Raw genomic sequence first — 24,752 nt, forward strand, 5'->3', positions numbered from 1 at the left:
CGATGGACGGCCCGCAGGCGCATTGGCTGCAGGACGGCAAGCGGCTGCATCTCAACCATGGGCCGATCGATCTGATCGTCGAGGCCTTTGGCGAGGCGCAGGAATGCCGCCTGGCCTATGAGCAAGCCGTCGCGCGCTTCCAGACGGTCCTGATCGAGCTGGTCAGGGAGCTTCCCGAATTGCGGCTCCCGGCATTTTTCCTGGCGCCGCGGGCCTTCAACGGTCCGACGGCGCGCCGCATGGAAGCGGCCGTCATGCCGCTCGCGGAATGTTTCATAACGCCGATGGCCGCCGTCGCAGGATCGGTAGCCGACGAAATGCTCGCCGCATTGCTTGCCGGCCGCAGGCTCGAGCGCGCCTATGTCAACAATGGTGGCGACAGCGCCCTCCACCTCGGCACGGGCCGATCGATCGGCCTGGCGGTCGCCGGCACCGGCAACGGCATGGCCGACCGGATCACGATCCGCGCGGAGGATGGCGTTCGCGGCGTCGCCACCAGCGGCTGGCGCGGCCGTTCCTTCTCGCTTGGCGTTGCCGACGCCGTCACCGTGCTGGCGCGGACCGGTGCCGAGGCCGATGCGGCGGCGACGCTCATTGCCAATGCGGTGGACCTGCCCGGCAATCCCGCCATCCAGCGCATTCCCGCATGTGAACTGTCGCCCGACAGCGACCTCGGCGCGCGGCTGGTGACGCAAGGCGTCGGCACGCTTGCGCCTGGCGAGGTGGCGCGGGCGCTGGACAATGGCCTTGCCGTCGCCGAAGATTTTCGCCGGCGCGGCCTGATTGCCGGATCGGCGCTGTTTCTTGGCGGTGAGGCCCGCATCAGTGGTTCCGTGGCGCTTGCCGCACCCAACAAAAATCCGAGGGAGGAAGTTGCCCATGCCTGAGTTTCCGATCCGCAAGATCGCAGTGCTGAGCGAAGAGATATTTCATGAGGGCGGTCCGGTCGCGGACGTGCCGCGCCGGCGTGCGGCGGCCATGGCCGTGGTCAAGAACCCGTTCGCCGGACGCTATGTCGAGGATCTGCAGAGCGCCATGGACGATCTGAAGCCTCTCGGCCTGCTGCTTTCCGACAGGCTGATCGCCGCATTGGGCGGCGACGTCAAACAGATCGACGGCTACGGCAAGGGCGCCATTGTCGGCACGGCGGGCGAGCTGGAGCACGGCGCGCTCTGGCACGTGCCGGGCGGCTACGCCATGCGCGAGCGGCTTGGCGACGCCAAGGCGATCGTGCCGTCGGCCAAGAAGGTCGGCGCCTTCGGCTCGAAGCTCGACGTGCCGCTCGGCCACATCAACGCCGCCTATGTCCGCAGCCATTTCGACGCCATGGAAGTCGGCATCAGCGACGGGCCGCGTCCCGACGAGATCCTTTTTTGTCTGGCCATGACCTGTGGCCCGCGCATTCACAACCGCATGGGCGGCCTGGCGGCCGACGGCATCAAGGCCTGGGACGGGCTGCGGTGAGCGGCGAGGACAATCTGCTCAAGCTGGTCGAGGTCGAAGAACCCGAGGAGCAGGATTACCTCCTGCAGGAGCAGGTCGGCTTCATCCTGCGCAAGGCGCACCAGCGCCATGTCTCGATCTTCGCCGCGCATATCGGCGACCTGACGCCGCCGCAATTCGCGGCGCTGGCCAAGCTGCGCGATGTCGGCGAGACCTCGCAGAACCAGCTTGGCACGCTGATCGCCATGGATGCGGCGACCGTGAAGGGCGTGATCGACCGGTTGAAGGCGCGCGGCCTGGTCGAACTCTCCAAGCATGAGGGCGACAAAAGGCGGCTGCTGGTCAATCTGACCGCCGAAGGCCGCGACGCCATCGAACGCCTGATCCCGCTGGCGCGCGAGATCACCAGGGAAACGCTGGCGCCGCTCTCGGCCAAGGAGATCGCCACCTTCATGAAGCTGCTGGCCAAGCTGGCGTAGGGTGCCGCGACGATCCATCGCATCAAATGGCGATCAGAGCGTGAACGCTTCCCTGCACAATTCCTGCAGCTTCGAAAAGACGCCCTTTCCGCCGGTGATGACCTGCGTGCCGCTCTGCAGCACCGTCTTGGGATCCGCCTGCAGGACGGTGCCGCCGGCCTCCTCGATCAGCAACATGCCGGCCAGGCAGTCCCAGGCGTTCATGTGTTCCTCGACATAGCCAAGCAGCCGGCCCGAGGCCACATAGGCCAGCATCAGGGCGCCGGACGCGTTGCGGAAGAAGACACCGCCTTCGGCGAGGATCTTCTTGATCAGCACGGCGATGTTCTCGGCCTCGGCCCGGTTCGAGAATCCGGTCCCCACCGAGCCTTCTTCCAGGCTGGTCGCGGCACTTGCCTTGATCGGCCTGCCGTTGATGAAGGCGCCGCCGCCGCGCCTGCCATGGAACGTCTCCCCGGTCGACGGTTCGTGGATGACGCCGACGATCGTCTCCCCGTCCCTTGCGCAAGCGATCACCACGCACCAGGCCGGAATGCCGCGCACGAAATTGGCGGTGCCGTCGATGGGATCGACGACCCAGGCATAGCCGCTCGAGCCGGCGACAGAAGCGTGTTCCTCGCCGACGATGCCGTCCTGCGGATAGTCCTTGGCGATCGCCGCACGTATGAACAGCTCGACCTCGCGGTCGGCCTGCGAGACCAGGTCCTGATGGCCCTTGCTCTCGATGGTCAGGCTTTCCAGATCGCGGAAATATTCGAGCCCGCGTTCGCCGGCCCGCCGCGCCAGATCGATGGCAAACTGCGTGCGGGCGTCAAGATCATGGGTCACGGGAAGGCTCGCTCTTGCTGGGGATGCGCCCGCCACTTAGCAGAGCATCGCCGCCGGCAAAAGCACCTGGCGGATAAATGTCAGGCTGCTTGCGACAGCGATTTGTGAGCGTCAGCCAGGATCTCGAACGACCGCACCCGCGCCGCGTGATCGAAGATCTGCGCGGTGACCATCAGCTCGTCGGCGCCGGTGCGGCGCACGAAGGCATCGATGCCTTGGCGCACTGTTTCGGGAGAACCGACGACGGCGCAGGACAGCGCCTGGCCGAGCATGGTCTTGGCCATCGGGTCGAGATCGCGGTCATAGTTCTCGACCGGTGGCGGCAACCGTCCGGGACGGCCGGTGCGCAGATTGACGAAGGCCTGCTGCAGCGAGGTGAACAGCAGCCGCGCCTTGGCATCGGTGGGCGCGGCAAAGACGTTGAGGCCGAGCATCACATGCGGCCTGTCGAGCTGTTCGGACGGCTGGAAGCGCGAGCGGTAGATGTCCAGCGCATGATCGAGCTCGGCCGGCGCGAAATGCGAGGCGAAGGCGTAGGGCAGGCCGAGCATGGCGGCGAGCTGCGCGCCGTAGAGGCTGGAGCCGAGAATCCAGATCGGAACGGTCTGGCCCTCGCCCGGCACGGCCCTGAGGCGCTGGCCTTCCTCCGCCGGCAGGAAATAGCCCATCAGTTCGACGACATCCTGCGGGAAGGTGTCGGCGCCGGCCTCGAGGTTGCGGCGCAAGGCGCGCGCGGTGTTCATGTCGGTGCCGGGCGCCCGGCCGAGGCCGAGATCGATGCGGCCGGGAAACAGAGCGGCCAGCGTGCCGAATTGCTCGGCGATCACCAGCGGCGCATGGTTGGGCAGCATGATGCCGCCGGCACCGACTCGGATGGTTTTGGTGCCGCCGGCTACATGGGCGATGACCACGGATGTGGCGGCGCTCGCAATGCCCGGCATGTTGTGGTGCTCGGCCAGCCAGTAGCGCTTGTAGCCCAGCCGCTCGGCATGGCGGGCGAGATCGAGCGAGTTGGCAAGCGACTGCGAGGCATCGCTGCCTTCGACGATCGGCGACAGGTCGAGAACGGACAATTCGGTCATGCGGTGGTCTCCACGATCTTCGTCTCACGCACTTTGGCCTCGAAAGCAGCGCGGTCGGGAATGATGATGCCGAGCAGGCCTTGCAGCGTGTCGGCGAGTTCGGCGGCGGTGGCCATCTCCGTCTGCTCGGTGCGGCCGCCAAGGTGATGGATCGACAGGCGGTTTCCCCGCAGCGCGTAACGCCGATCCGGCGCGGCGCGCGCCGCAATGACGGAGGAGAGGAAATGCGATGTCGGGCTGGTCGACAGGAAGTAATTGGTGACGGAATAGTCGACCTCGTATTGCGGCTGCAGGTCGAACCGGTAGAGCGATCGCCAGTCGCCGCCGATGGCGGCCTGCAGGCGGAAATGATCGCCGGCCTCGACGATGCGGAATGGCTCATGCGGGGTTTTCTGTTCCGGGCCGGGATCCAGCAGCAGCGGCGCGGTCAGGGTCAGGCCGCCGAAGCCGACGTCGGCGATGTAGGTACGGCCATCGAGCTCGACGCGCAAAAGCATGTGGCTGCGCGCGGTGATGGCGTCCTCGCTCTGGCCCCAGAGCACGCGCGCGGCCAGGCCGCCGACCTCGAAACCAAGCGCCCGCAGCGCATGCATGAAGAGGAGGTTGTGCTCGAAGCAATAACCACCACGCCCGCCAAGGACGATCTTGTCCTGCAGCGCGGCGAGGTCGAGCCGGACCGGGCGGCCAAGAAACGGATCGATGTTCTCGAAGGGGATCGCCTGCGGATGCGCGAAATGCAGCGCCCTCAGCGTATCCAGCGACGTGTCGCGCGGACCGGCGTAACCGATGCGCGCGAGATAGGCGTCGAGGTCGAAGGCAGGAGCATCGCTCATAGGGAAGGCACCGGACGTTGATCGGCCGGATATAGGCATTCGATACCGCCGCGGCAAACGGCGTCCGCCTTCTATGCCGCCGCCTTGCCGTTCTCCTCGACGGGTTCGTCGTCGACCACGGCGGTTTGCTGCGCGGCGAGGAAATTGCCGACATGGCCAAGCCCTTCGAAATGGTCGCAGAACACCTTGATGACGACCAGCAGCGGCACCGCCATCAATGCGCCGACGAAACCCCACAGCCACGACCAGAAGGCAATGGCGATGAAGATCGCCACCGCGTTGATTTCCAGGCGCCTGCCGACCACCATCGGTGTCACGAACTGGCCTTCGACGACATCGCACAAAAGCACGAAGGCCGGTGCCAGAAGCGCGTAGGAGATGCTGTCGAAGCTGATCAGCGCCATCACCGCCACCAGCACGATGGTCAGCAGCGCGCCGACATAGGGCAGGAAGTTGAACAATGCGGCGGCGACACCCCAGACCAGCGGGTTGGGCATGCCGAGCGCCCACAGGCCAAGGCCGATGACGGTGCCGAGACCCGCATTGATGATGGTGACGGTGAGCAGATAGTGCGAGATTTCGTGCTCGACGTCATAGACGACGCGCAGCGCCCGCTTCTTCTCGGTGAGGCTGGCGAAGGACTGGATGATCTTCTCGTAGAACATCGTGCCCGAGGCGAGCAGGAACAGCGACAGCACGAAGATGATGGTGAGGCTTGTACCCGCCGCCAGGATGTTGCTGGCGGCCGACGACAGGATACCGGACTGGGCGACGGCCACCTTCTGGACGCCAGGCTCCTGCGAGGTTTCGGTCATCTGCTCGATCTGATGCGAGACCTGCATGATCCTTTCCAGCGGACGCCGCAATTGCGCCAGCCGCTCGGTGAGTTGCTGGCCGATCGACGAGGTGTTGTTGAGGAGATCGATGACAGGACCTGAGAGCAAATAGCCGGCGCTGGCGAACACGCAGATGGACAAAAGCACCAGGAGCGTCGCCGAAACCGCTTCGGGAATGCCGCGCTTGCGCAGCAGCCGCACGATCGGCGTCAATGTCAGCGCCAGCAGGAAAGCGAGCATGACCGGCATGAAGAAGGCACGACCGAAATAGAGCGCATAGACGGTCATGAAGATGAAGATGCCGACCAGCAGCGAACGCATCAGATGGGTGTCCGCGCGGGCTTCGACGCGCGGATCCGGGCTATCGGCAACGCCAGCGCCCGTAGCGGCGGGTTCGGTTTTCATCATGCACCCTCAGCGGGCACCGCAACTGGTGCAGTCCGTTGACGAAAACGCCGGCGCGCCAGCAAGGTTCCTTTAGCCGGCAAGGCCCCTTATGCGACGGGCGCGGCCACCGCCGGCGCGGACTTCGCCGTTTCCTTGCGCACGATCGGCGCCACTTTGGTGCCGTAGAGTTCGATCGCCTTCATGATCTTGGCATGCGGCATGGTGCCGATCGCCATCTGCAGCAGGAAGCGGTCATTGTTGAAGATCCTGTGCTGGGCGACGATCTTCTCGGCCACCTGCTCTGGACTGCCGACGAACAGGGCGCCGTCGGGACCACGCGACTGGTCGAAATGCGCGCGCGATGTCGGGCCCCAGCCACGCTCGCGGCCGATGCGGTTCATCACCTCGGCCTGCGGGCCGTAGAAATCGTCGGCCGCCTGTTCGGTGGTGTCGGCGATGAAGCCGTGCACGTTGATGCTGGTGGCGAGACCCGCCGGGTCGCTGCCGGCGCGCCTGGCGGCCTCGCGGTAGAGGTCGAACAGCGGCGCGAAGCGCGCCGGCTCGCCGCCGATGATGGCAAGTGCCAGCGGCAGGCCGAGCGCGCCGGCGCGGGCGGCGGACTGCGGCGTCCCACCAATCGCGATCCAGACCGGCAGCCTGTCCTGGAAGGGCCGGGGATAGACGCCGCGATCGTTGATCGGCGTACGCAGATTGCCGGACCAGGTGACCTTGACGCTGTCACGGATGGCGAGCAGCAGATCCAGCTTTTCCGCAAAGAGCTCGTCATAGTCTTCCAGATTGTAGCCGAACAGCGGGAAGGATTCGATGAACGAACCGCGCCCGGCCATGATCTCGGCACGGCCGCCCGAGAGAAGATCGAGCGTGGCGAACTGCTGGAAGACGCGCACCGGATCGTCGGAGGACAATACCGTGACCGCGCTGGTCAGCTTGATGCGCTTCGAGCGCTCGGCGGCAGCGGCGAGCGCCACGACCGGCGCGGAGGCGGCATAATCGGGCCGGTGATGCTCGCCGAGACCGAAGACGTCGAGACCGACCTGGTCGGCGAGTTCGACCTCCTCGATCAGGTTGCGCAAGCGCTCATGCGGCCCGATGGCGCCCGGGCCGGGCTGCGGGCTGACGTCGGCGAAAGTGTAGAGACCGAGTTCCATTTGATGTCATCCTGGCGTTGGGTTTTGCAGCTAGACGTAGCGAGCGAACTGTCTTGCCGCCAGAGGCGTGGACGGTGAACAGTGCATGTCGGTTTGGGCGGCAAAAGGCGTCTCCCGGCGGCAACATCACGGAATTTCATGGCTGGCATACCGTTTTGGCGCTTGAACTCTCGGCATTCGCGCGTATGTAAGCCTCGCGAATTGACTTCAGGGAAGTGGACTTGGCTATCTACAGGGAAAAAGACATTTTCGAGCGGCGCAACGCCGCGAACGAGGCAAAGAAGGCGCTTCTGGAGCGCTTCAAGTCAAAGCCGGCGGCAGATGATCCTGCGGTGCTGGCGCGACAGGCCGAACGCAAGGCAATCCTCCAGGCTCGTGAGATCCGCGAAGCCGAGAAGGCAAGGCTGAAGCAGGAAAAGCTGGCACGCGAAGCCGCGGAGAAGGCCGAGCGCGAGGCAGCAGCCGAAGCGGCACGCATCGCCGCCGAAGAGGCAGCCCAGGCCGAGGCCAAAATTCGGGAAGCCGAAGAGACCGAGCGCATTGCCCGCCTGCTCGCCGACGAGGCCGAGCGCAAGGCCAAGCGCGACGCACGCTATGCGGCGCGCAAGGCACGGACCGGCAGGGCTCCTCCGGGCTTTTCCGCCCGCTAGCAGCTTCGGCGCAGCCAAGCTCGAACATTGAATCAGGGTCGCCTTGCAGCGGCCCTGAAGGTGTTTGTGCGGCGCTTTTTCCTGTTGGACGCATATCGCTGTCCCACGCCGCTTTCAGGCCGCGAATTTCAGCCCCATGATGCCGCAAACGATCAGCGCGATGCAGCCGAGGCGGATCGCGGTGGCGGGCTCGCCGAGCAGCCAGATGCCGAACAGGGCCGTGCCGACCGTGCCGATACCGGTCCACACCGCATAGGCGGTGCCGACGGGAAGCGCCTTCAGCGCCAGGCCAAGCAAGGTGAGACTGACGATCATCGAGGCGACCGTGAGCACGGTCGGAACCAGCCTGGTAAATCCGTCGGTGTATTTGAGGCCGATCGCCCAGCCGATTTCGAAGAGGCCAGCGAAAAACAGAAAAGTCCAGGACATCGGAACGCTCCATCCAGCACCGGGCCGGAGACAGGATCCGATCCTCAGATACCGATCATTATGGCGGGTCGTCCCGACCGTATTGTTGGGGAGGCGCGGGGTCGTCCCCGCACCGTCGATATAGGCTGTCCAAACGCCCGATCAACCCGGCGGCATTGTCTGACGCCGCCGGTGGGATTTGCGTGCCTGACTTGCCGAGGCCTACTTTTCCTTGATGCGCATCGCCTTGACCGGCGGCGCCTTCAGGGCGGGAGCGGGTGCCGGCTTCTTGGCATCCTTCTTCGGCTTGCGGGCTTCCTTGCCTGCCTTCATCGCACCTTTAGCCATGATTCGTTCCTCCAGTTGCGGGGAATGAAGTGAAACAAGAGAAACGCTTTGCTGCAAGTGGGCAGTGTCTGTCGCAACCGCCGGCCGACTGCTTTCAACCGGTTTCTAATTTGCTCGTAAACCATGGCCGTCCGTGCCATTCTCGTTTTCGCACTGCAGCATCGACCCGCGCCTTCGCCCGGGTGATCGTCGGGCAGGCCGGTCAGGACGACAATGCGGATCCACATCGGCTGCGCGATGAGTTTCGACTTCCCGCAGGAGACGCCGCTCATCGCGATGCTCAATGTCCACTATTCCCGCGCCTCCGACCTCGAGCGGCCGGATTTCCTGACCTCCAGCCCGCCAGTTCCGGTTGAGGGTTATCGCGACAGTTTCGGCAATTGGTGCAATCGCTTCGTCGCGCCGCCCGGGCGATTCACCTTCGGTACGGATGCGGTGATCCGCGACACCGGCACATTCGAGATGGGCGAGCCGATGGCCTGGCAGCACGAGGTGCGCGACCTGCCGGCCGAGACGCTGCTGTTCCTGCTGCCCAGCCGGTTTTGCGAGAGCGACCTGTTGGCCAACGAAGCCTGGCGGCTGTTCGGCCATACGCCGCTCGGCATTCCGCGCGTGCAGGCGGTGTGCGATTTCGTCCACAACCACATCGTCTTCAACTACGGCAACGCGCGGCCGACGCGCACCGCTGCGGAAGCCTATCGGGAACAGAGCGGCGTCTGCCGCGATTTCGCGCATCTTGCCGTCACCTTCTGCCGGGCGCTCAACATCCCGACGCGCTACTGCACCGGCTACATCAGCGATATCGGTATGCCGAAGCCGTGGTCGAGCATGGATTTCGCCGCCTGGATGGAAGTCTATCTCGGCGGCCGCTGGCATGTTTTCGACCCGCGCAACAATGCGCCGCGCATCGGCCGTATCCTGATCGCTTCCGGGCGCGACGCCGCGGATGTGCCGCTAACCCATATTTTCGGACCGGGGACACTGGCCGGCTTCAAGGTGTGGACCGACGAGATCGTCGAATAGTCGCGGTCTCCCGCCGGCCGGTCCCAAACAAATCGCGTCTTGAACGACCCGCCAGTTGGCGCGTTATGGTGGAGCTGCGGCCGTCCGGCCGTTAGACTGGGGCACGTTGAACGAGGACCAAACCGCATGGCCGGTCACGGCGGCTCCAAAATGGTCATCTATGCGGCACTTGCCGGCAATCTGGCGATCGCGCTGACCAAATTCGCCGCCGCCTTCTTCACCGGCAGCTCGGCGATGCTGTCGGAAGGTGTGCATTCGCTGGTCGATACCGGCAATGGCGGCCTGCTGCTCTACGGCATGCACCGTGCCGCGCGCCCGGCCGACCGCACGCATCCGCTTGGGCATGGCCGCGAACTCTATTTCTGGAGCTTCATCGTTGCCCTCCTGGTCTTCGCGCTGGGCGCCGGCGTGTCGTTCTACGAGGGCATCATCCACATCATGGCGCCGGAGCCTGTCGCCAACGTCAAGGTGAACTATGTCGTTCTCGGCTTGTCCTTCCTGTTCGAGGGCAGCTCCTGGCTGGTGGCTCTGAAGGAATTCCGCCGAGAGAAAGGCAAACAGAGTTGGCTGCAGGCCCTGCAGTCGAGCAAGGACCCGAGCGTCTATACCGTGCTGTTCGAGGACAGCGCGGCGCTTGTCGGCCTGATCGTCGCCTTTGCCGGCATACTGGCGGCGGAGTTGCTGGAGATGCCGGAACTCGACGGCGTCGCCTCGATCGGCATCGCGCTCATTCTCGGCGCCACGGCGATTTTCCTCGCCCGCGAAAGCAAGGGGCTGCTGATCGGCGAACCGGCGTCGCCCGAAGTGCAAAAAAAGGTGCTGGCGATCGTGCAGCAGGATCCGGCGGTGCAGCGCGCGAACGGTGTCCTGACCGTCCATATGGGACCGCGAGAGATCGTTGCCGGGCTCAGCATCGAATTCGAGGACCATCTGGCAGCGCCGGAAATCGAAGCCTGTGTCGAGCGCATCGAGGCACGGCTGAAGAAGGAGATGCCGGAGATCACGCGGCTGTTCGTCAAGCCGCAGACCACGGGCACCTGGGAGCAGCGGCGCAAGCTGATCGAAACGGCATCGAACTAGTCCTGGACCAGCGCTGCACCGTTGCCCCGTCGCATTGCCTTGCTAAGATCAGGCGACGGATTTCGGAGGAACGACCATGAAGATCGACGGCGGGTGCCATTGCGGCGCCATCACCTATGAGGCGGAGGTCGACCCGGCGAAGACCTCGATCTGCCATTGCACGGACTGCCAGCAGCTGACCGGCACGGCCTTTCGCGTCACTGTTCCCGCGCCCGAGGATCACTACCGGATCACCAGGGGCACGCCAAAACTCTATATCAAGACCGGATCGAGCGGCGCCAAGCGCGCCCAGGCCTTTTGTGGCGACTGCGGTTCGCATCTTTTCGCGACTTCGGTTGGCGACGGCCCGAAGGTCTATGGAATCAGGGCGGGCACCGCGCGGCAACGCGAGGATCTGGTGCCGACACAACAGAAATGGCACCGGTCGGCCCTGCACTGGCTTCCCGAATTCGAAGGCATGAGCATCGTGGAGGAGCAATAGCCCCGCGCTCCCGGTCGAAAGCCGCCCCAGGACAAGCAATTCTGTGCTAGCCTCGCTCACCATCAAGCGGCGGGTAATAGCGATGTTGGAAACGGACAAACTGTTCGCCGGCTCGATCCCGGAAAACTACGACCGCTATATGGTGCCGTTGATTTTCGAGCCATTCGCCGCGGACCTTGCACGGCGGGCAGCGTCCTTTTCGCCCAAAGCCGTCCTGGAAGTCGCCGCGGGCACCGGGGTCGTCACCCGCGCCTTGGCGCCAAAACTGTCCCCTGACGCAACCTATGTCGTGACCGACCTCAACCAGCCGATGCTCGACTACGCCGCTTCGCGACAGGCTCGCGACGGTCGCATCCAATGGCGCCAGGCCGATGCCATGGCGCTTCCGTTCGAGGACGCGGCCTTCGATCTCGTTTGCTGCCAGTTCGGCGCGATGTTCTTTCCCAGCCGCCCATCCGCCTACCGCGAGGCCAGGCGGGTGCTGAAACCCGGCGGGCATTTCCTGTTCAACGTTTGGGATCGCATCGAGGAGAATGTCTTCGCCGATGATGTGACCAATGCGCTGGCCACGATGTTTGCGAACGATCCGCCGCGCTTTCTCGCCCGCACGCCGCATGGCTACCACGATACGGCGCTGATCCGCGGCGAACTGGAAGAGGCCGGCTTCTCCGGTGTGGCGATCGAAACGAGAGCCGAACAGAGCCGCGCCCCCTCGCCGCGCCTGCCGGCCGTGGCCTATTGCCAGGGAACGGTGCTTCGCACCGAAATCGAGGCCAGGGATCCCGGGAAACTGGACGCTGCAACGGATTACGCCGCATCCGCGATTGCGGCCAGACATGGCAGCGGCGCGGTTGCCGCCAAGATCCAGGCACACGTCATCGTGGCCGTGGCCTAGGCCGGAATTGCCGGCTAGAGCAGTTCACCGTTTCACGGAAACGGCAACCCGCTCTAACTCTTTGTTTTAACGCAATTCCGGACGGAAAACCGTTTCACACTTTTCCTGGAATTGCTCTAGTCGTCGCCTTCGACGACCCGCAGCCTGAGCTGCCCGGTCTTTGAATCGGCAGCGCGCGGACCGGGCTCGAGTTTCGCCGCGGGCGCCCGTGACGGCGTCTCCGGGCCGGCATCGCCATCGGCCTGCGCGCCGAACTCCAGCGCCTCGATCTTCTGGCCGCGCTTGGTCACTTTCGATGTCGAGACCAGGATATCGTCGATGTCCTTGGCCGACTGGCCGAAATGCACCTGCAGCTTGCGCACGCGCTCGTCGACGCGCGCGACATCCTCCATCAGCCGGATGACCTCGCCCTGGATCAGATGCGCCTGTTCGCGCATGCGGGCATCCTTGAGGATCGCCTGGATGACCTGGATCGACAGCATCAGCAGCGACGGCGAGACGATGACAACGCGGGCGCGGTGCGCCTTGTGGACGATCGCCTCGAAATTCTCGTGGATTTCGGCGAACACCGATTCCGACGGCACGAACATGAAGGCGGTGTCCTGCGTCTCGCCCTGGATCAGGTATTTTTCCGAGATATCGCGGACATGGATCTCGATGTCGCGGCGGAAGGCCTGGGACGCGACCTTCTGCAGATCGGCGCCGTCGGCGGCGCGGATGGCATTCCAGGCTTCCAGCGGGAACTTGGCATCGATGGCCAGCGAGGGCGCGCCGTTCGGCATCTTCACCAGGCAATCGGGCCGGCTGCCATTCGACAGCGTCGCCTGGAATTCATAAGCGCCATGCGGCAGGCCGTCGGCGACGATCGCCTCCATGCGCGACTGGCCGAAGGCACCGCGCGTCTGCTTGTTGGAAAGGATCGCCTGCAGCTGCACGACCTGGCCGGCGAGCGACTGGATGTTGCCTTGCGCGACATCGATGATGGCCAGCCGCTCCTGCAGCTTGGCCAGGCTCTCATGCGTCGATTTGGTCTGCTCGGTCATGGTCTGGCCGAGGCGGCCGGTCATGGCGTCGAGGCGCTGGCCGATCGACTGCGTCAGCTCCGCCTGGCGCGCGCCGAACACTTCGGCGATGGCGCCCATGCGGCCCTGCATCTCGGCCTGGCTTTGCAAGATGCCGGCCATCCGCGCCTCGGCGTCGCGGGCATGGTCGGCGGCTTCCGCGGCAGCGACCGCGCGCGCCTTGGCCGACCGCCACAGCGCGACGACCAGCGCCAGGAACAGGCCGAGGAACAGCAAGGCGCCGAAGGCCAGGGCGTGGCCCAGCGTGATTGTCGAGGCGCCAAGCCGTGCGACGGGCTGCGAAAGGATGGTGCTCAGATCATTCATGTGGACAGCATAGCCGATTCGGTGGGCTGGCACAGATCAAAACGTGAACGATACTCAGGTCCACCGGTTGACGCTTTTCGCTGGACGTCTTACGTGGGACGCCATGCCGATCAAGCCGCTCATCATCCTTCCCGATCCCATCCTGCGCCAGGTTTCCAAGCCGGTGGAGCGCGTCGATGCGCCTTTGCGCAAACTGGCCGACGACATGCTGGCGACCATGTATGACGCGCCCGGCATCGGGCTGGCGGCAATCCAGATCGGCGAGCCGCTGCGCATGCTGGTGATCGATCTCGCCAAGGAAGACGAAACGCCGGCGCCGCATGTCTTCATCAACCCGGAGATCCTGGAAAGCGCCGAGGCGCGCTCGGTCTACGAGGAAGGCTGCCTGTCGATTCCCGACTATTACGCCGAGGTGGAACGCCCGGCTTCCGTTCGCGTGAAATATCTCGACCGCGACGGCAAGTTGCAGGAGATGGAGGCCGAGGGGCTGATGGCGACCTGCCTGCAGCACGAGATCGACCATCTCAACGGCGTGCTGTTCATCGACCATATCTCCAAGCTGAAGCGCGACATGGTGGTGAAGAAATTCAAGAAGCTCGCCAAGGACAAGGCGCCGGGCAAGCTGGTGGGATAGGGGAACATGCCCCTGCGCGTCATCTTCATGGGCACGCCGGAGTTTTCGGTGCCGACGCTGCGCGCGATCGCCGAGGCCGGACATGAGATTTCCGCCGTCTACACGCAGCCGCCGCGCGCCGGCGGCCGGCGCGGGCTGGAGCTGACGCCGTCGCCGGTGCAGCGCGAGGCCGAACGGCTGGGCATCGAGGTGCGCACGCCGATATCCCTCAAGGGCGACGCCGAGCAGGCGGCTTTCAGCGCCCTGCGGACCGATATCGCCGTGGTCGTCGCCTATGGTTTGCTGCTGCCGAAGGCGATTCTTGACGCGCCCCGGCTTGGCTGCATCAACGGCCATGCATCGCTTTTGCCGCGCTGGCGCGGTGCCGCCCCCATCCAGCGCGCCATCATGGCTGGTGACCTGGAAAGCGGCATGATGGTAATGCGCATGGAAGAGGGGCTGGACACCGGACCGGTGGGATTGCTTGAAAAATGCACCATCGAACCCGATATGACAGCCGGCGATCTGCATGATCGGTTGATGCGCGTCGGTGCTGCCCTGATGGTGGAAGCGCTGGCGCGGCTGGAGGGGAACACCCTGACATTTGCCGCGCAAGCGGCGGAAGGGGTGACTTACGCCAGAAAAATCGATAAATCCGAGACGCGGGTGGACTGGACGCGGCCTGCGGCCGAGGTCCACAACCATCTTCGCGGCCTGTCGCCCTTTCCCGGCGCCTGGTCCGAAATAGACATTGGCGGCCGCATGGAACGGCTGAAACTGCTTCGCTCGACGCTGTCCGAAGGCCTGTCGCTTTCGGAAGGTTTGGGCGAGTCGGGAGGAATTCTCGATGACCGGCTGACGGTCGCCTGCGGGGCAGGCGCGATCAGGCTGGTCGAAGTTCAACGCGCGGGCGGAAAGCCCGCCGCCGCGTCGGAATTCCTGCGCGGAGCCAAGATCGTAAAAGGAATGAAGTTCTCATGAGCATGATGTCGATACGCGCGGCAACGCCGCGGGATCGCGAGGCAATTCGCCTCGTCGAGGAACACGCCTTCGGCCAGCAGGCGGAGGCCGGGCTGGTCGACGCGCTGGTGACCGGCGGCGACGCCGTCGTCGAACTGGTGGCGGAAGAAGACGGCCAGGTGGTCGGCCATATCTTGTTTTCCCGGCTGTTCGTCCAGAATGGCGGCAAGAGCTTCGCGGCCGTGGCGCTGGCGCCGCTGGCGGTGGAGCCTTCGTTTCACGGCAGCGGCATTGGCGGCGCGCTGATCCGCGAGGCGCATATCCGCCTCAGGGATGCCGGCGAGACGCTGGCGGTGGTGCTGGGCGACCCGGCCTATTACGGCCGGTTCGGTTATAGCCATGCGCGGGCCGAGAAGTTCGAGAGCGAATATCAAGGCGAGGCGCTGCAGGCGCTGGCCTGGGGCGACGCTCCTGAGGCCGGCAGGCTGGTGTACGCTTCCGCCTTCACGGCTCTCGCCGCGTAGGCGAAAGCGTATAAGCTGCCGGCATGCCGCGTTTTCGCCTCGACATCGAATATGACGGCAACCTGTTTGCCGGCTGGCAGCACCAGGCCGACCAGCCTTCGGTGCAGCAGGCGATCGAGCTGGCGATCGAGAAATTCTGCGGTGAGGCGGTGCGGCTGCGCGCCGCCGGCCGCACCGATGCCGGCGTGCATGCGAGCGCCCAGGTGGCGCATGCCGACCTCGCCAAGCCTTGGCCTGGCGACAAGGTGCGCGATGCCGTCAACGCCCACCTGCAGGCAGCCGGCGCGCATGTCGCCATCCTGAAGGCGGCGATCGTCCCGGACGATTTCGACGCGCGCTTCTCGGCCACCGGCCGCCACTATCTCTACCGCATCCTCAACCGCCGCGCGCCCGCGGCGCTGGAAAAGGGCAAGGTGTGGTGGGTGCCGAAGCGGCTCGATGCCGGCGCCATGCACGAGGCCGCGAAACTCCTGCTCGGCCGGCATGACTTCACCACCTTCCGTTCGACCCAGTGCCAGGCCAACAGCCCGGTTCGGACACTGGAACGGCTCGATGTGAGCCGGGCTGGCGACATGATCGAGGTGAGAGCCTCGGCCCGTTCCTTCCTGCACAACCAGGTGCGCTCCATGGTCGGCTCGCTCAAGCGCGTCGGCGATGGCGGCTGGACCGAGGCCGACCTCAAGGCAGCGCTCGAAGCGCGCGACCGCGCCGCCTGCGGCCAGGTGGCGCCGCCCGACGGGCTTTTTCTCATTGGCGTCGATTATCCCTGAACAGAGTGCAGAAGCTCTGTCCGGAATAGAGCCCGAAGGCTCTATTCCGAAAAGAACCGGTAGGCCCTATTCAGAGCCCGGCAGGCTCCAACCCCGGAAACGGTCCGGAAAGGCTCTGGGCCCCGATATCGTCCGGCACGGTGATGCCAAGCAGCATCTGCAGCCCGAACAACACCAGCAGCGAAGCGATGAACATGCCGACGAAAACGGCGGTGCCGACCGCCGCACCCTTGCCGATCGTGGCATTGGTCATGCGCCAGGTCAGCGCCATCGACAAGGCGAACAGCAGCAGCGACACAAGGCTCGAGACCTGGCTTGCCGACGACAGGAAAAGCCTGATCAGCGCCGAGGGCAGCATGAGCCAGGCAGTGATGGCCGAGGCCCAGTTGCTGGCGACGACATAGTGGACGAAGCGCCCGCCAATGCCGGCGCGCGGCGCGACCAGGGCAAGCACGACCAGCGGCAGCACCCAGGAGCCGATGTCGACCGTCGCCAGGCGCACCAGCATGCCGAAACGGCCCACGAAGGCGTTGGGATCGCCGATCTCGTTGGCGATGCCGACCCAGCCCACGATCAGCGCCGGCGCGGCAACGACGATGGCGAAGAAGGAATTCCAGAAACCGTCGGCCGACAGGTCGAGCAGGCGCAGGCCGTCGGCCTTGCCGAGCATAAGCCGCCAGGCACCGGTCAACGAAGCTTGGGTTTCATCCGCCGAAAGCATGCTGCTCAGCCCTGTCCGAACCAGTCTTCGATGAAGCGCTGGTAGATCCGCGTCAGCGTTTCGAGATCGGCAAGGGCGACGCGCTCGTCGACCATATGCATGGTCTTGCCGACCAGACCGAACTCGACCACCGGGCAGTAATCCTTGATGAACCGCGCATCCGACGTACCGCCGGAGGTCGACAATGTCGGCTCCCTGCCGACCGCCGCCTTGATCGAGCCGGCAAGCGTGTCGACCAACTTGTCGTCGCGGGTCAGGAAGACATGGCTTGGCCCGTCGCGCCAGACAAGGTCGTAGTCGACCGGCGCCTTCTTGCCCGGTCGGTACTTCTTGCGCTTGGCCGCCTGGTCGAGCCGGTTGTGGATTTCGGCCTGGACGGTCTCGGCCGTCCAGGTGTCGTTGAAGCGGATGTTGAAGGTCGCGGTCGCCTTCGCCGGGATGACATTGGTGGCCGGATTGCCGACATCGATGGAGGTGACCTCCAGATTGGTCGGCTGGAAATCCCTGGTTCCCTTGTCGAAGACGGGATGCAGCAAGGCGTCGACCAAGCCGATCAGACCGCGCACCGGATTGTCGGCAAGCTGCGGATAGGCGGCATGGCCCTGGCGGCCGTTGACGGTGACCGAACCGGACAGCGAACCGCGCCGGCCGATCTTGATCATGTCGCCGAGCGCATCCGGGTTGGTCGGCTCGCCAACGATCGAGGCATCCCATTTCTCGCCCCTGGAAGCCGCCCATTCGAGCAGCTTGACCGTGCCGTTGATGGCCGGGCCTTCCTCGTCACCGGTGATCAGCAGCGAGACCGAGCCCTTGGGGCCGCCATGCTTCTCGACATGGCGCGCTATCGCCGCGATGAAGCAGGCGATGCCGCCCTTCATGTCGACGGCGCCGCGGCCATACATCTCGCCATTCGCGATCTCGGCGGCGAAAGGCGGATGCGTCCAGGCGGCCTCGTCGCCGACCGGCACGACATCGGTATGGCCGGCGAACATCAGATGCGGGCCGTTGCCGGACCGCCTTGCATAGAGGTTCTCGATGTCGGGCGTGCCGTCCTCCGAAAAGACCGGCCGGTCGACCAGGAAGCCGAGCGGTTTCAGCATCGTTTCCAGGGCGCTCAGCGCACCGCCTTCGGCTGGTGTCACTGAGGCGCAACGGATAAGGGCGGCGAGGTTTGCGGCGGGATCGGTCGGCAGCGTCATGGCAAAAGCGATAGTCGAAAGCTGAGGGCCTGTCACGGGCAGACATAGGAGCCAGCGCAATGGCAGACGATGCCGCCGACATTATGGTTTTCATGTCGTATAGTCGGGCCGGTGCGGAGCAAGAGATGGCAGACGGGGAAAAACGGATCGTCATCGCCGGCGCCGGCAGCATCGGCTGCTATGTCGGCGGCTGCCTGGCGCTTGCCGGGCGGCCGGTTGTGCTGCTGGCCCGGCCGCGCATCGAGGCAGCGCTGCGGCAAGGCGGATTGCGCGTCAGCGACCTTGAAGGCCGCGATCGCCTGGTCAAGCCTGACGCGCTCGGGATCACCGCCGATCCCGCCGTCGCTCTGCCGCGGGCGGATGTGATCCTGGTGACCGTCAAGAGCGGCGCGACGCAGGAGATGGCGGCGCTGATCGAGGCCCATGCCCGACCCGACGCGGTGGTGGTCAGCCTGCAGAACGGCGTCGACAATGCCGACAGGCTGCGCGCCGGGTCTGGCCAGCGCACCGTGCTGGCCGGCATGGTGCCGTTCAATGTGGTGCAATCGCCTGACGGCGAGCTGCCGCTGCGCGTCCACCGCGCCAGCGACGGCAAGGTGATGATCGACGATGGCGGCCCTGCCGGCCGTCTCGATGTCGCCGGCCTTCTCGATGTCGCCAGTCTTCTTGATGTCGAAGGGCTGGCGGTAGGGACGCATGGCGACATGAAGGCCGTGCTGTGGGGCAAGCTTTTGATGAACCTCAACAACGCTCTGGTGGCATTGTCGGACCTGCCGCTGGCGAGCGAACTCGCCGATCGGCGCTGGCGGCTGATCCTGGCCGGCCAGATCGACGAGGCGCTGCGGGCGATGAAAGCCTCCGGCATCGCGCCGGCGCGGATCGCCGGACCGCGGCCGGCGCTGCTGCCGAAAGTGCTCCGGCTGCCGGACTGGCTGTTCAAACTGCTGGCGCGGCGCATGCTGGCGATCGACCCTCAGGCACGCTCGTCGATGTGGGACGATCTGCAGCGCCGCCGGCCGACGGAAATCGGCGAACTGCAAGGCGCGGTGCTCGGCCTCGCCGAAAAAACGGGGACGCCGGCGCCGCTCTTGAAAAGCGTTACCGCTTTGGTGCGCGCGGCGGAAGCGGCGCGGCTTGGCCCGCCCGGCCTGGCGCCGGAACAGGTCGTGCCGCCGGGTGCCTCTCGATCAGCGTGATCTTCTGCCAGATCTTGCGCGACAGGTTGGACGCCAGGTTCTCGATGTCATTGACGCCGTCGATGACGACATTGTCATTGACCGACTGCGCGAACAGCGCGGCTATCTTGCCGGTGATAGACAGCATTTCGGAGCAATAATCGAGGTAGCGAGCGAGATCGGAGGCATTGGTGATGCGGGCCGGGGAATGCGCCGTCGGCTTGAAATCGGCCGAGAGCGCCGCCGGATCCTTGGTCAGCTGGTGCATGTCGATGACATGGATCAGCGAGCGCAGGCCGTGCAGCTGGCGAAACACCCGCTTGCGCTTTATGCGCTCCTCGGTGCGGATCAGCGCCAGCAGGCCGAGCACGGCAAGGATGATCATGTTGATCGTGGCTTCGATGCCTTGCACCGACTGCACCGCATCGTCAGCCTGGGAGATGTGAATGAGCGGCAGGATGGTGCCGACGAACAGGAAGATCAACGCGCCGGCGAGGACGGCGGCGATGATGAGCCCGCGCAGCCACCAGATCGGCGCTTCGAGCGCCTGGGCCGCCCTGGCCAGATCGCGTGACAGCGACACCAGTTCGGCGGCGACGCCGCGCAGCCCGGCCTGGGGAAACCGTTCCGCAACGCGCTCCTCAAGCCGTTCGGCGGTCTCGATGATCAGTTTCGGATCAAGCGTGCGGTAGCGCATGTCCGATCGGCCCTCAGAGCATGATGCCGAAAAGTGTGAAGCGATTTTCGGACGACATCATGCTCTATCTCTTTGATTTAGAGACGGATTCAGATTTCAGGTCGATTCGACCTGAAATCATCCGGCTCTAGGGTTGCGCCGGCTCGTTGGTGCGCCGGCCATAGCGGTTGGGTCCAGGCTGCCCTGGAAACAGGCACAACACAAGAAAGGCGACGATCGAGACGACCGGTACGAACAGGATCAGCGCGGCAATGCCCGGCTTGTCGAGGTCGTGCAGCCGCTTCACCGCCAGCGCGATGTTCGACCATAGCGAGGCAATGAAGGCGATGAAAAAGATGAACGACCACATATTGCCCTCGGCCGAGCCTTCCGGCACCAGCGTGAAGCGGTAGAGCGGGAAGGCCTGGATGATGGCGACGAGCAGGCCGCCAAGAAAATAGGCCGCGCGGCTGACGCGGCCCGATGTCTTGAAGAAAAGCCAGGTGAGATTTGGACTGTCAGGCAAGCGGGTCCGGTCCGTATTGATTGGCACCGCTGGTGCCTTGGAGGATGCCGAGTTCGACCAGCAGCCAGATGCCGCCGATGACAGGTACGAGGCCAATCAGCGTCCACCAGCCCGACTTGTCGCGGTCGTGCCAGCGTTTCGCGTAGAGGGCAATAGCGAAATAGATCGATGCCAGCGCGAAGAGGATGCCGATGATGCCGACCTGAGCGCCGCTGCTGGTGGTGAAACGCGTGCCAAGGATCGAGTCGAGAATGAAGGCGACGATGCCGATAACGATGAACACGCCGATGCCGGCCCAGAACTTGGCGCGATTGATGCGGCCGTCGAAACTTGTCAGCAGATATTTCCAGTCCATGTCACCCCTCCATGTTGAACCAGCGCGACGGATTGTCGCGCCGGCGGAAGGTGCGCCCGCTTTGCGGAAAGATCAATCGCGCAGCAATTCGTTGATCGAGGTCTTGGACCGGGTCTTGGCGTCGACGCGCTTGACGATGACGGCGCAGTAGAGGCTAGGCCCCGGCTCGTTGTTCGGCAAAGGCTTGCCCGGCAGCGAGCCGGCGACGACCACCGAATTGGGCGGCACTTCGCCGTAAAAGATCTCACCGGTGGCGCGGTCGACGATCTTGGTCGACTGGCCGATAAACACGCCCATGCCGAGCACCGAGCCTTCGCGCACGATGCAGCCCTCGACGACTTCCGAACGCGCGCCGATGAAGCAATTGTCCTCGATGATGGTGGGGCCGGCCTGCATCGGCTCGAGCACGCCGCCAATGCCGACGCCACCCGACAGATGCACGTTCTTGCCGATCTGGGCGCAGGAGCCGACCGAGGCCCAGGTATCGACCATGGTCCCCGTATCGACATAGGCGCCGACATTGACAAAGGATGGCATCAGCACGGCGCCCGGCGCGACATAGGCGGAACGGCGCACGATCGACGACGGCACGGCGCGGAAGCCTGCCTTCTCGAAATCGACCGCACTCCAGCCATCGAACTTGGACGGCACCTTGTCCCACCAGACGGCCTGGCCCGGGCCACCCTTGATGATCTCCATCGGGTTGAGCCGGAAGGAGAGCAGAACGGCCTTCTTCAGCCACTGGTTGACCTGCCACTTGCCGTCGGCCTGGCGCTCTGCGACGCGCGCCGTGCCGCGGTCGAGCAGGTCGAGCGCGGCCTGGATGGCGTCGCGCGTCTCGCCGCGGGTCGCGGTCGAAATCGTATCGCGTTCGTCGAAGGCCTTCTCGATGGTCTTTTCGAGGCTCGCCAGATCGGGCTTCGACATGAATTCGCTCCATTACCAAGCTGTTAAGGGGCCGCGCCTTAACCTGTTTTGAAGTCGCGTGGACCCTGGGCGTGCTTCGCCTGCCTGGGTCTTTGCATAAGCAGGTTCTTGTCGCAAAACCGCCGGACACGTTTGCGGAACCTGCTTATGTTAAGGCTCAGTGAGGGTCAATCGCACCTGCGTCATGGGACGGCGCAGTCAAGGAAATTTGGACGGGTAATTTGATGACACCTATGGAAAAGGCGGGGTGGACGCCGCTGCCGCATTCGGACGAGGATCTGGAGCGGTCGAAAAGCGTGCCGGACACGCCGCAGACGCGGGCCGAGACCTACCGGCTTGCCTGGAACGATCCCGACTTCATGACGCGGCGCGAATTGCGCGCGGTGCGGCTGCAGCTCGAACTCTTGAAGCCGGAAATGATCCTGGCCGAGCGCGGCATCCGTTCGACGGTGATCCTGTTCGGCGGCGCGCGCCTGCCGGAACCCGGCGGCGTGGCCTGGGCGGCCAAGAACGAGACGCAGAAGAAGAACCTCGAGGAAAACAGCAAATATTACGAGGAGGCGCGCAAATTCGCCCGCCTGTGCTCGCGGCAATCGGCCGCCTCGTACTACCGCGAATATGTCGTGGTGACCGGCGGCGGCCCCGGCGTGATGGAAGCGGGAAATCGCGGCGCCGACGATGTCGGCGCGCCGTCGATCGGACTCAACATCGTGCTGCCGCATGAGCAGGCGCCGAACGTCTATGTGACGCCGGAGCTGTGTTTCAACTTCCACTATTTCGCCATCCGCAAGATGCACTTCGTCATGCGCGCCAAGGCGGTGGCGGTGTTTCCCGGCGGCTTCGGCACGATGGACGAGTTCTTCGAGACGCTGACGCTGATCCAGACCGGACGCATGGAGCGCGTGCCGGTGATCCTGTTCGGCAAATCGTTCTGGAAACGCGCGATCAACCTCGACTTCCTCGCCGAGCAAGGCACGATCAGCCCCGGCGACCAGGACATCATCGATTTCGTCGACACCGCCGACGAGGCCTGGGGGATTGTCAGCCGGTTCTACAAGTTGGGGGAGTGAGGGAGGAGTTGGGGAACTGGAGAATTGAGGAATTGAGGAATTGAGGAATGAGGAATTGAGGAATTGAGGAATTGAGGAGAATCGTGGCCCCCGCATTCCCGATCAAATCTCCAATTCTTCAGTTCTTCAATTCCCCTACTCCCTCTCCACAATCGCGGTCAAAAACCCCGCCAGATCGTCAGTGACGAAATCGACGTCGTCTTCCTGCGTAGGGTCGCGTTCCCAGATCTCGGCGAAGGTCGGCTCGAAATTGCGCGGCACGACGAGCACGGTGGTCATGCCCAGCGCCTTGGGCACCTCCAGGTTGCGGGCGAGGTCCTCGAACATCACCGCATTGTGGCCGGTAACGGCATGCAGCTCGGCGAACTTCTCGTAGGTCTGGCGCGCGGGCTTGGGATTGAGGCCGGCGGCGACGATATCGAAGATGTCGTCGAAATGGTCGAGGATGCCGAGCTGGCGCGCGGTGCGCTCGGCATGCCGGCGGTCGCCATTGGTGAAGATGAACTTGCGGCCGGGAAGCTGGCGGATGGCGGTGCCCAGGACAGGGTCGGGCACCAGCCATGAATAGTCGATGTCATGCACCTTCTCGAGGAAATCGTCGGGATCGATGCCGTGGCGCGCCATCAACCCGTTCAGCGTCGTGCCATATTCGCGATAAAGCTCCTTCTGCAGCTTGCGCGCCTCCTCGCGCGGCAGCGACAGCAGCTCCCCGACATAGGCGGTCATCTTGACGTCGATCTGCGAGAACAGATTCGAATGATGCGGATAGAGCGTGTTGTCGAGGTCGAACACCCAGTCGGTGACATGGGCGAAGCGGGCGGGGTCAGGCTGCGTGGTCATGCGCTCCTTATGGCATGAAACGCGGATTCTGAAATGGACTTTATCCACAACTTCCACGCGCTTTTGGTGGCAGAAATGGCCGCAAGATTCAAATTTTATGCAACCGGGAAAGGTGGCCTTCAGGGCTTGCTGGCACAGAGAAAGTCCTGTGGGGAGCCCGCGATGAACAGCATCATTCTGAAATCCGCCGCTATCGCTTTCGCCTCCGTCGCCGCCTCGCTTGTTCTGACGCTGATCATCGTTCCGGCCTTGGGATTCCCGATCAGCCGAACGATCTGGCTGAGTTCGACGCTCTGTCCGCTGGTGCTTGCATGGGTGGCCTGCGCCAGCACCTTCTGGCAGAGCGACAGGCTGAAGAACGCGCACCGCGAACTGGCCCGGGCACACGCCCAGCTTGCAGCCGCGCACCGCCGCCTGTCGGAGAAGGCCAGCCGCGACGACATGACCGGCATGCTCAACCGGGAAAGCTTCTTTGCCGCGTTGGACGGTTCGCGGCGCAAGTCCGACCGCGGCGCGCTGCTGATCATCGACGCCGACCATTTCAAGAAGATCAATGACAGTTTCGGCCACCTGACCGGTGACGACGCGCTGCTGCTGATCGCCAGCGCCATCGAGCGCGGCGTGCGCAGCGGCGACGTGCTTGGCCGCATCGGCGGCGAGGAGTTCGGCGCCTTTCTGGTCGGCGCCACCGAGCAGGAAGCCAAGCGTGTCGCCGAGCGCATTCGCCGAGAGGTCGAGCTGATCCGCTTCCGGCCGGTGGACGAACGGACCATTCCGCTGACCGTCAGCATCGGCGGCACCGTGTGCGGCGAGGACGTCAACGTATCGGATTTGATGCGCGCCGCGGACCGGCGCCTCTACCAGGCCAAGCATGGCGGCCGCAACCTGACGATCCTCGATACGGACATTTCCGCGGCCGCGTGAGCCGGCCGGTCGGGCACACCTCGCCCGTTAAGGAATTTCTAACCCTGTTTGCATTCGGTTGTAGCGCTTGCCCGCCTTTTCACGCCTTGGGGCCGGGCTTGGCACGATACTGGCGTCTGTGACGATGCGTGTGCCGTTTGGG

30 protein-coding genes are annotated in these 24,752 nt (G+C 64.6%); 15 read left to right on the forward strand and 15 right to left on the reverse strand.

Going from position 1 to position 24,752, the window contains the following annotated elements; all coding sequences use genetic code 11:
* The first annotated feature begins 2 nt into the window (after positions 1-2).
* From CK228_RS16055 to CK228_RS16065, 3 genes are read left to right on the forward strand one after another with little or no spacing between them, the layout of a single operon-like run.
* Entirely contained in the window at positions 3-887 is an 885-nt protein-coding gene (locus CK228_RS16055; RefSeq protein ID WP_095788672.1) for a UPF0280 family protein, read from the forward strand.
* Positions 880-1,464: an amino acid synthesis family protein gene (locus CK228_RS16060; protein ID WP_095773236.1), complete on the forward strand. Its 585-nt coding sequence runs from the start codon at positions 880-882 to the stop codon at positions 1,462-1,464. Before CK228_RS16055 ends, CK228_RS16060 begins: the two co-directional genes overlap by 8 nt.
* Complete coding sequence (locus CK228_RS16065; RefSeq protein WP_095788478.1) at positions 1,461-1,922, forward strand: MarR family transcriptional regulator; 462 nt, start codon at positions 1,461-1,463, stop codon at positions 1,920-1,922. The genes CK228_RS16060 and CK228_RS16065 overlap by 4 nt, the downstream gene beginning before the upstream one ends.
* A gap of 33 nt (positions 1,923-1,955) precedes the next feature.
* Here the strand turns inward: CK228_RS16065 and CK228_RS16070 are convergent, their stop codons facing one another.
* The 5 genes from CK228_RS16070 to CK228_RS16090 form a co-directional block, all read right to left on the reverse strand.
* Positions 1,956-2,750, reverse strand: a complete 795-nt coding sequence (locus CK228_RS16070; RefSeq protein ID WP_095788479.1) for an inositol monophosphatase family protein — start codon at positions 2,748-2,750, stop codon at positions 1,956-1,958.
* An 80-nt stretch (positions 2,751-2,830) separates the two neighbouring features.
* Positions 2,831-3,832 carry an LLM class flavin-dependent oxidoreductase gene (locus CK228_RS16075; protein WP_095788480.1) on the reverse strand — a complete coding sequence of 334 codons (1,002 nt, stop codon included), beginning with the start codon at positions 3,830-3,832 and terminating at the stop codon, positions 2,831-2,833.
* A complete protein-coding gene (locus tag CK228_RS16080; protein WP_095788481.1) occupies positions 3,829-4,665 on the reverse strand; it encodes an arylamine N-acetyltransferase in 837 nt (278 codons plus the stop codon). The genes CK228_RS16075 and CK228_RS16080 overlap by 4 nt, the downstream gene beginning before the upstream one ends.
* Positions 4,666-4,736: 71 nt before the next feature.
* Entirely contained in the window at positions 4,737-5,906 is a 1,170-nt protein-coding gene (locus CK228_RS16085) for an AI-2E family transporter (RefSeq protein WP_095788673.1), read from the reverse strand.
* A gap of 89 nt (positions 5,907-5,995) precedes the next feature.
* Entirely contained in the window at positions 5,996-7,057 is a 1,062-nt protein-coding gene (locus CK228_RS16090; RefSeq protein ID WP_095788482.1) for an LLM class flavin-dependent oxidoreductase, read from the reverse strand.
* 221 nt (positions 7,058-7,278) lie between these two features.
* Between CK228_RS16090 and CK228_RS16095 the strand changes: the two genes are divergently transcribed.
* Positions 7,279-7,707, forward strand: a complete 429-nt coding sequence (locus CK228_RS16095; RefSeq protein ID WP_027047610.1) for a DUF6481 family protein — start codon at positions 7,279-7,281, stop codon at positions 7,705-7,707.
* A gap of 114 nt (positions 7,708-7,821) precedes the next feature.
* On the opposite strand, the gene sugE is transcribed toward CK228_RS16095, so the two are convergent.
* Both sugE and CK228_RS36315 read right to left on the reverse strand, forming a co-directional pair.
* Positions 7,822-8,136 (reverse strand): quaternary ammonium compound efflux SMR transporter SugE, encoded by a 315-nt coding sequence (gene sugE, locus CK228_RS16100; RefSeq protein WP_095773242.1) that lies wholly within the window; start codon positions 8,134-8,136, stop codon positions 7,822-7,824.
* A 201-nt stretch (positions 8,137-8,337) separates the two neighbouring features.
* The gene (locus tag CK228_RS36315; RefSeq protein ID WP_013891842.1) at positions 8,338-8,463 is read right to left on the reverse strand and encodes a hypothetical protein; all 126 of its coding nucleotides are present in this window, start codon (positions 8,461-8,463) and stop codon (positions 8,338-8,340) included.
* A 213-nt stretch (positions 8,464-8,676) separates the two neighbouring features.
* On the opposite strand from CK228_RS36315, the gene CK228_RS16110 reads away from it, so the two are divergent.
* The 4 genes from CK228_RS16110 to CK228_RS16125 all read left to right on the forward strand — a co-directional run bounded on the left by CK228_RS16110 (position 8,677) and on the right by CK228_RS16125 (position 11,942).
* Positions 8,677-9,486 carry a transglutaminase family protein gene (locus CK228_RS16110; RefSeq protein WP_095773243.1) on the forward strand — a complete coding sequence of 270 codons (810 nt, stop codon included), beginning with the start codon at positions 8,677-8,679 and terminating at the stop codon, positions 9,484-9,486.
* A 126-nt stretch (positions 9,487-9,612) separates the two neighbouring features.
* On the forward strand, positions 9,613-10,566 hold the full coding sequence (locus CK228_RS16115) for a cation diffusion facilitator family transporter (protein ID WP_095788483.1): 954 nt from the start codon (positions 9,613-9,615) through the stop codon (positions 10,564-10,566).
* A gap of 76 nt (positions 10,567-10,642) precedes the next feature.
* Positions 10,643-11,047: a GFA family protein gene (locus CK228_RS16120; protein WP_095788484.1), complete on the forward strand. Its 405-nt coding sequence runs from the start codon at positions 10,643-10,645 to the stop codon at positions 11,045-11,047.
* Positions 11,048-11,129: 82 nt separating this feature from the next.
* The gene (locus CK228_RS16125) at positions 11,130-11,942 is read left to right on the forward strand and encodes a class I SAM-dependent methyltransferase (RefSeq protein WP_095788485.1); all 813 of its coding nucleotides are present in this window, start codon (positions 11,130-11,132) and stop codon (positions 11,940-11,942) included.
* Between the two features lie 116 nt (positions 11,943-12,058).
* On the opposite strand, the gene CK228_RS16130 is transcribed toward CK228_RS16125, so the two are convergent.
* Positions 12,059-13,330: a DNA recombination protein RmuC gene (locus tag CK228_RS16130; RefSeq protein ID WP_095788486.1), complete on the reverse strand. Its 1,272-nt coding sequence runs from the start codon at positions 13,328-13,330 to the stop codon at positions 12,059-12,061.
* 103 nt (positions 13,331-13,433) lie between these two features.
* Here CK228_RS16130 and def point away from each other — a divergent pair, with 103 nt between their 5' ends.
* The 4 genes from def to truA are packed head-to-tail and all read left to right on the forward strand — an operon-like array spanning position 13,434 to position 16,197.
* Complete coding sequence (gene def / locus CK228_RS16135) at positions 13,434-13,964, forward strand: peptide deformylase (protein ID WP_010912760.1); 531 nt, start codon at positions 13,434-13,436, stop codon at positions 13,962-13,964.
* A 12-nt stretch (positions 13,965-13,976) separates the two neighbouring features.
* On the forward strand, positions 13,977-14,924 hold the full coding sequence (fmt, locus tag CK228_RS16140; RefSeq protein WP_179295953.1) for a methionyl-tRNA formyltransferase: 948 nt from the start codon (positions 13,977-13,979) through the stop codon (positions 14,922-14,924).
* Entirely contained in the window at positions 14,921-15,427 is a 507-nt protein-coding gene (locus CK228_RS16145) for an N-acetyltransferase (RefSeq protein WP_095773248.1), read from the forward strand. Before fmt ends, CK228_RS16145 begins: the two co-directional genes overlap by 4 nt.
* Positions 15,428-15,450: 23 nt before the next feature.
* The gene (gene truA / locus CK228_RS16150) at positions 15,451-16,197 is read left to right on the forward strand and encodes a tRNA pseudouridine(38-40) synthase TruA (RefSeq protein WP_095788488.1); all 747 of its coding nucleotides are present in this window, start codon (positions 15,451-15,453) and stop codon (positions 16,195-16,197) included.
* A 70-nt stretch (positions 16,198-16,267) separates the two neighbouring features.
* On the opposite strand, the gene CK228_RS16155 is transcribed toward truA, so the two are convergent.
* On the reverse strand, positions 16,268-16,918 hold the full coding sequence (locus tag CK228_RS16155) for a transporter (RefSeq protein ID WP_095773250.1): 651 nt from the start codon (positions 16,916-16,918) through the stop codon (positions 16,268-16,270).
* A gap of 5 nt (positions 16,919-16,923) precedes the next feature.
* Positions 16,924-18,117, reverse strand: coding sequence for a succinyl-diaminopimelate desuccinylase (dapE, locus tag CK228_RS16160; RefSeq protein ID WP_095788489.1), 1,194 nt, complete (start codon positions 18,115-18,117; stop codon positions 16,924-16,926).
* A gap of 125 nt (positions 18,118-18,242) precedes the next feature.
* On the opposite strand from dapE, the gene CK228_RS16165 reads away from it, so the two are divergent.
* Positions 18,243-19,313: a 2-dehydropantoate 2-reductase gene (locus tag CK228_RS16165; protein WP_095788490.1), complete on the forward strand. Its 1,071-nt coding sequence runs from the start codon at positions 18,243-18,245 to the stop codon at positions 19,311-19,313.
* On the opposite strand, the gene CK228_RS16170 is transcribed toward CK228_RS16165, so the two are convergent.
* From CK228_RS16170 to dapD, 4 genes are all read right to left on the reverse strand, one after another.
* Positions 19,216-19,989 carry a hypothetical protein gene (locus CK228_RS16170; RefSeq protein ID WP_095788491.1) on the reverse strand — a complete coding sequence of 258 codons (774 nt, stop codon included), beginning with the start codon at positions 19,987-19,989 and terminating at the stop codon, positions 19,216-19,218. The two genes, CK228_RS16165 and CK228_RS16170, sit on opposite strands and share 98 nt — an antisense overlap.
* Positions 19,990-20,116: 127 nt before the next feature.
* Complete coding sequence (locus tag CK228_RS16175; protein ID WP_179295941.1) at positions 20,117-20,494, reverse strand: DUF805 domain-containing protein; 378 nt, start codon at positions 20,492-20,494, stop codon at positions 20,117-20,119.
* Positions 20,487-20,849 (reverse strand): DUF805 domain-containing protein, encoded by a 363-nt coding sequence (locus CK228_RS16180; RefSeq protein WP_095773254.1) that lies wholly within the window; start codon positions 20,847-20,849, stop codon positions 20,487-20,489. The genes CK228_RS16175 and CK228_RS16180 overlap by 8 nt, the downstream gene beginning before the upstream one ends.
* 72 nt (positions 20,850-20,921) lie before the next feature.
* A complete protein-coding gene (dapD, locus tag CK228_RS16185) occupies positions 20,922-21,776 on the reverse strand; it encodes a 2,3,4,5-tetrahydropyridine-2,6-dicarboxylate N-succinyltransferase (RefSeq protein WP_095788492.1) in 855 nt (284 codons plus the stop codon).
* A gap of 224 nt (positions 21,777-22,000) precedes the next feature.
* Here dapD and CK228_RS16190 point away from each other — a divergent pair, with 224 nt between their 5' ends.
* Positions 22,001-22,846, forward strand: a complete 846-nt coding sequence (locus tag CK228_RS16190) for an LOG family protein (RefSeq protein ID WP_095773256.1) — start codon at positions 22,001-22,003, stop codon at positions 22,844-22,846.
* A 135-nt stretch (positions 22,847-22,981) separates the two neighbouring features.
* Here the strand turns inward: CK228_RS16190 and CK228_RS16195 are convergent, their stop codons facing one another.
* Entirely contained in the window at positions 22,982-23,686 is a 705-nt protein-coding gene (locus CK228_RS16195; protein WP_095773257.1) for a pyrimidine 5'-nucleotidase, read from the reverse strand.
* Positions 23,687-23,848: 162 nt separating this feature from the next.
* Here CK228_RS16195 and CK228_RS16200 point away from each other — a divergent pair, with 162 nt between their 5' ends.
* Positions 23,849-24,610, forward strand: a complete 762-nt coding sequence (locus CK228_RS16200; RefSeq protein WP_095773258.1) for a GGDEF domain-containing protein — start codon at positions 23,849-23,851, stop codon at positions 24,608-24,610.
* Positions 24,611-24,752 lie beyond the last annotated feature (142 nt).

It is taken from the genome of Mesorhizobium sp. WSM4312 (assembly GCF_002294875.1).
Classification (GTDB): domain Bacteria; phylum Pseudomonadota; class Alphaproteobacteria; order Rhizobiales; family Rhizobiaceae; genus Mesorhizobium.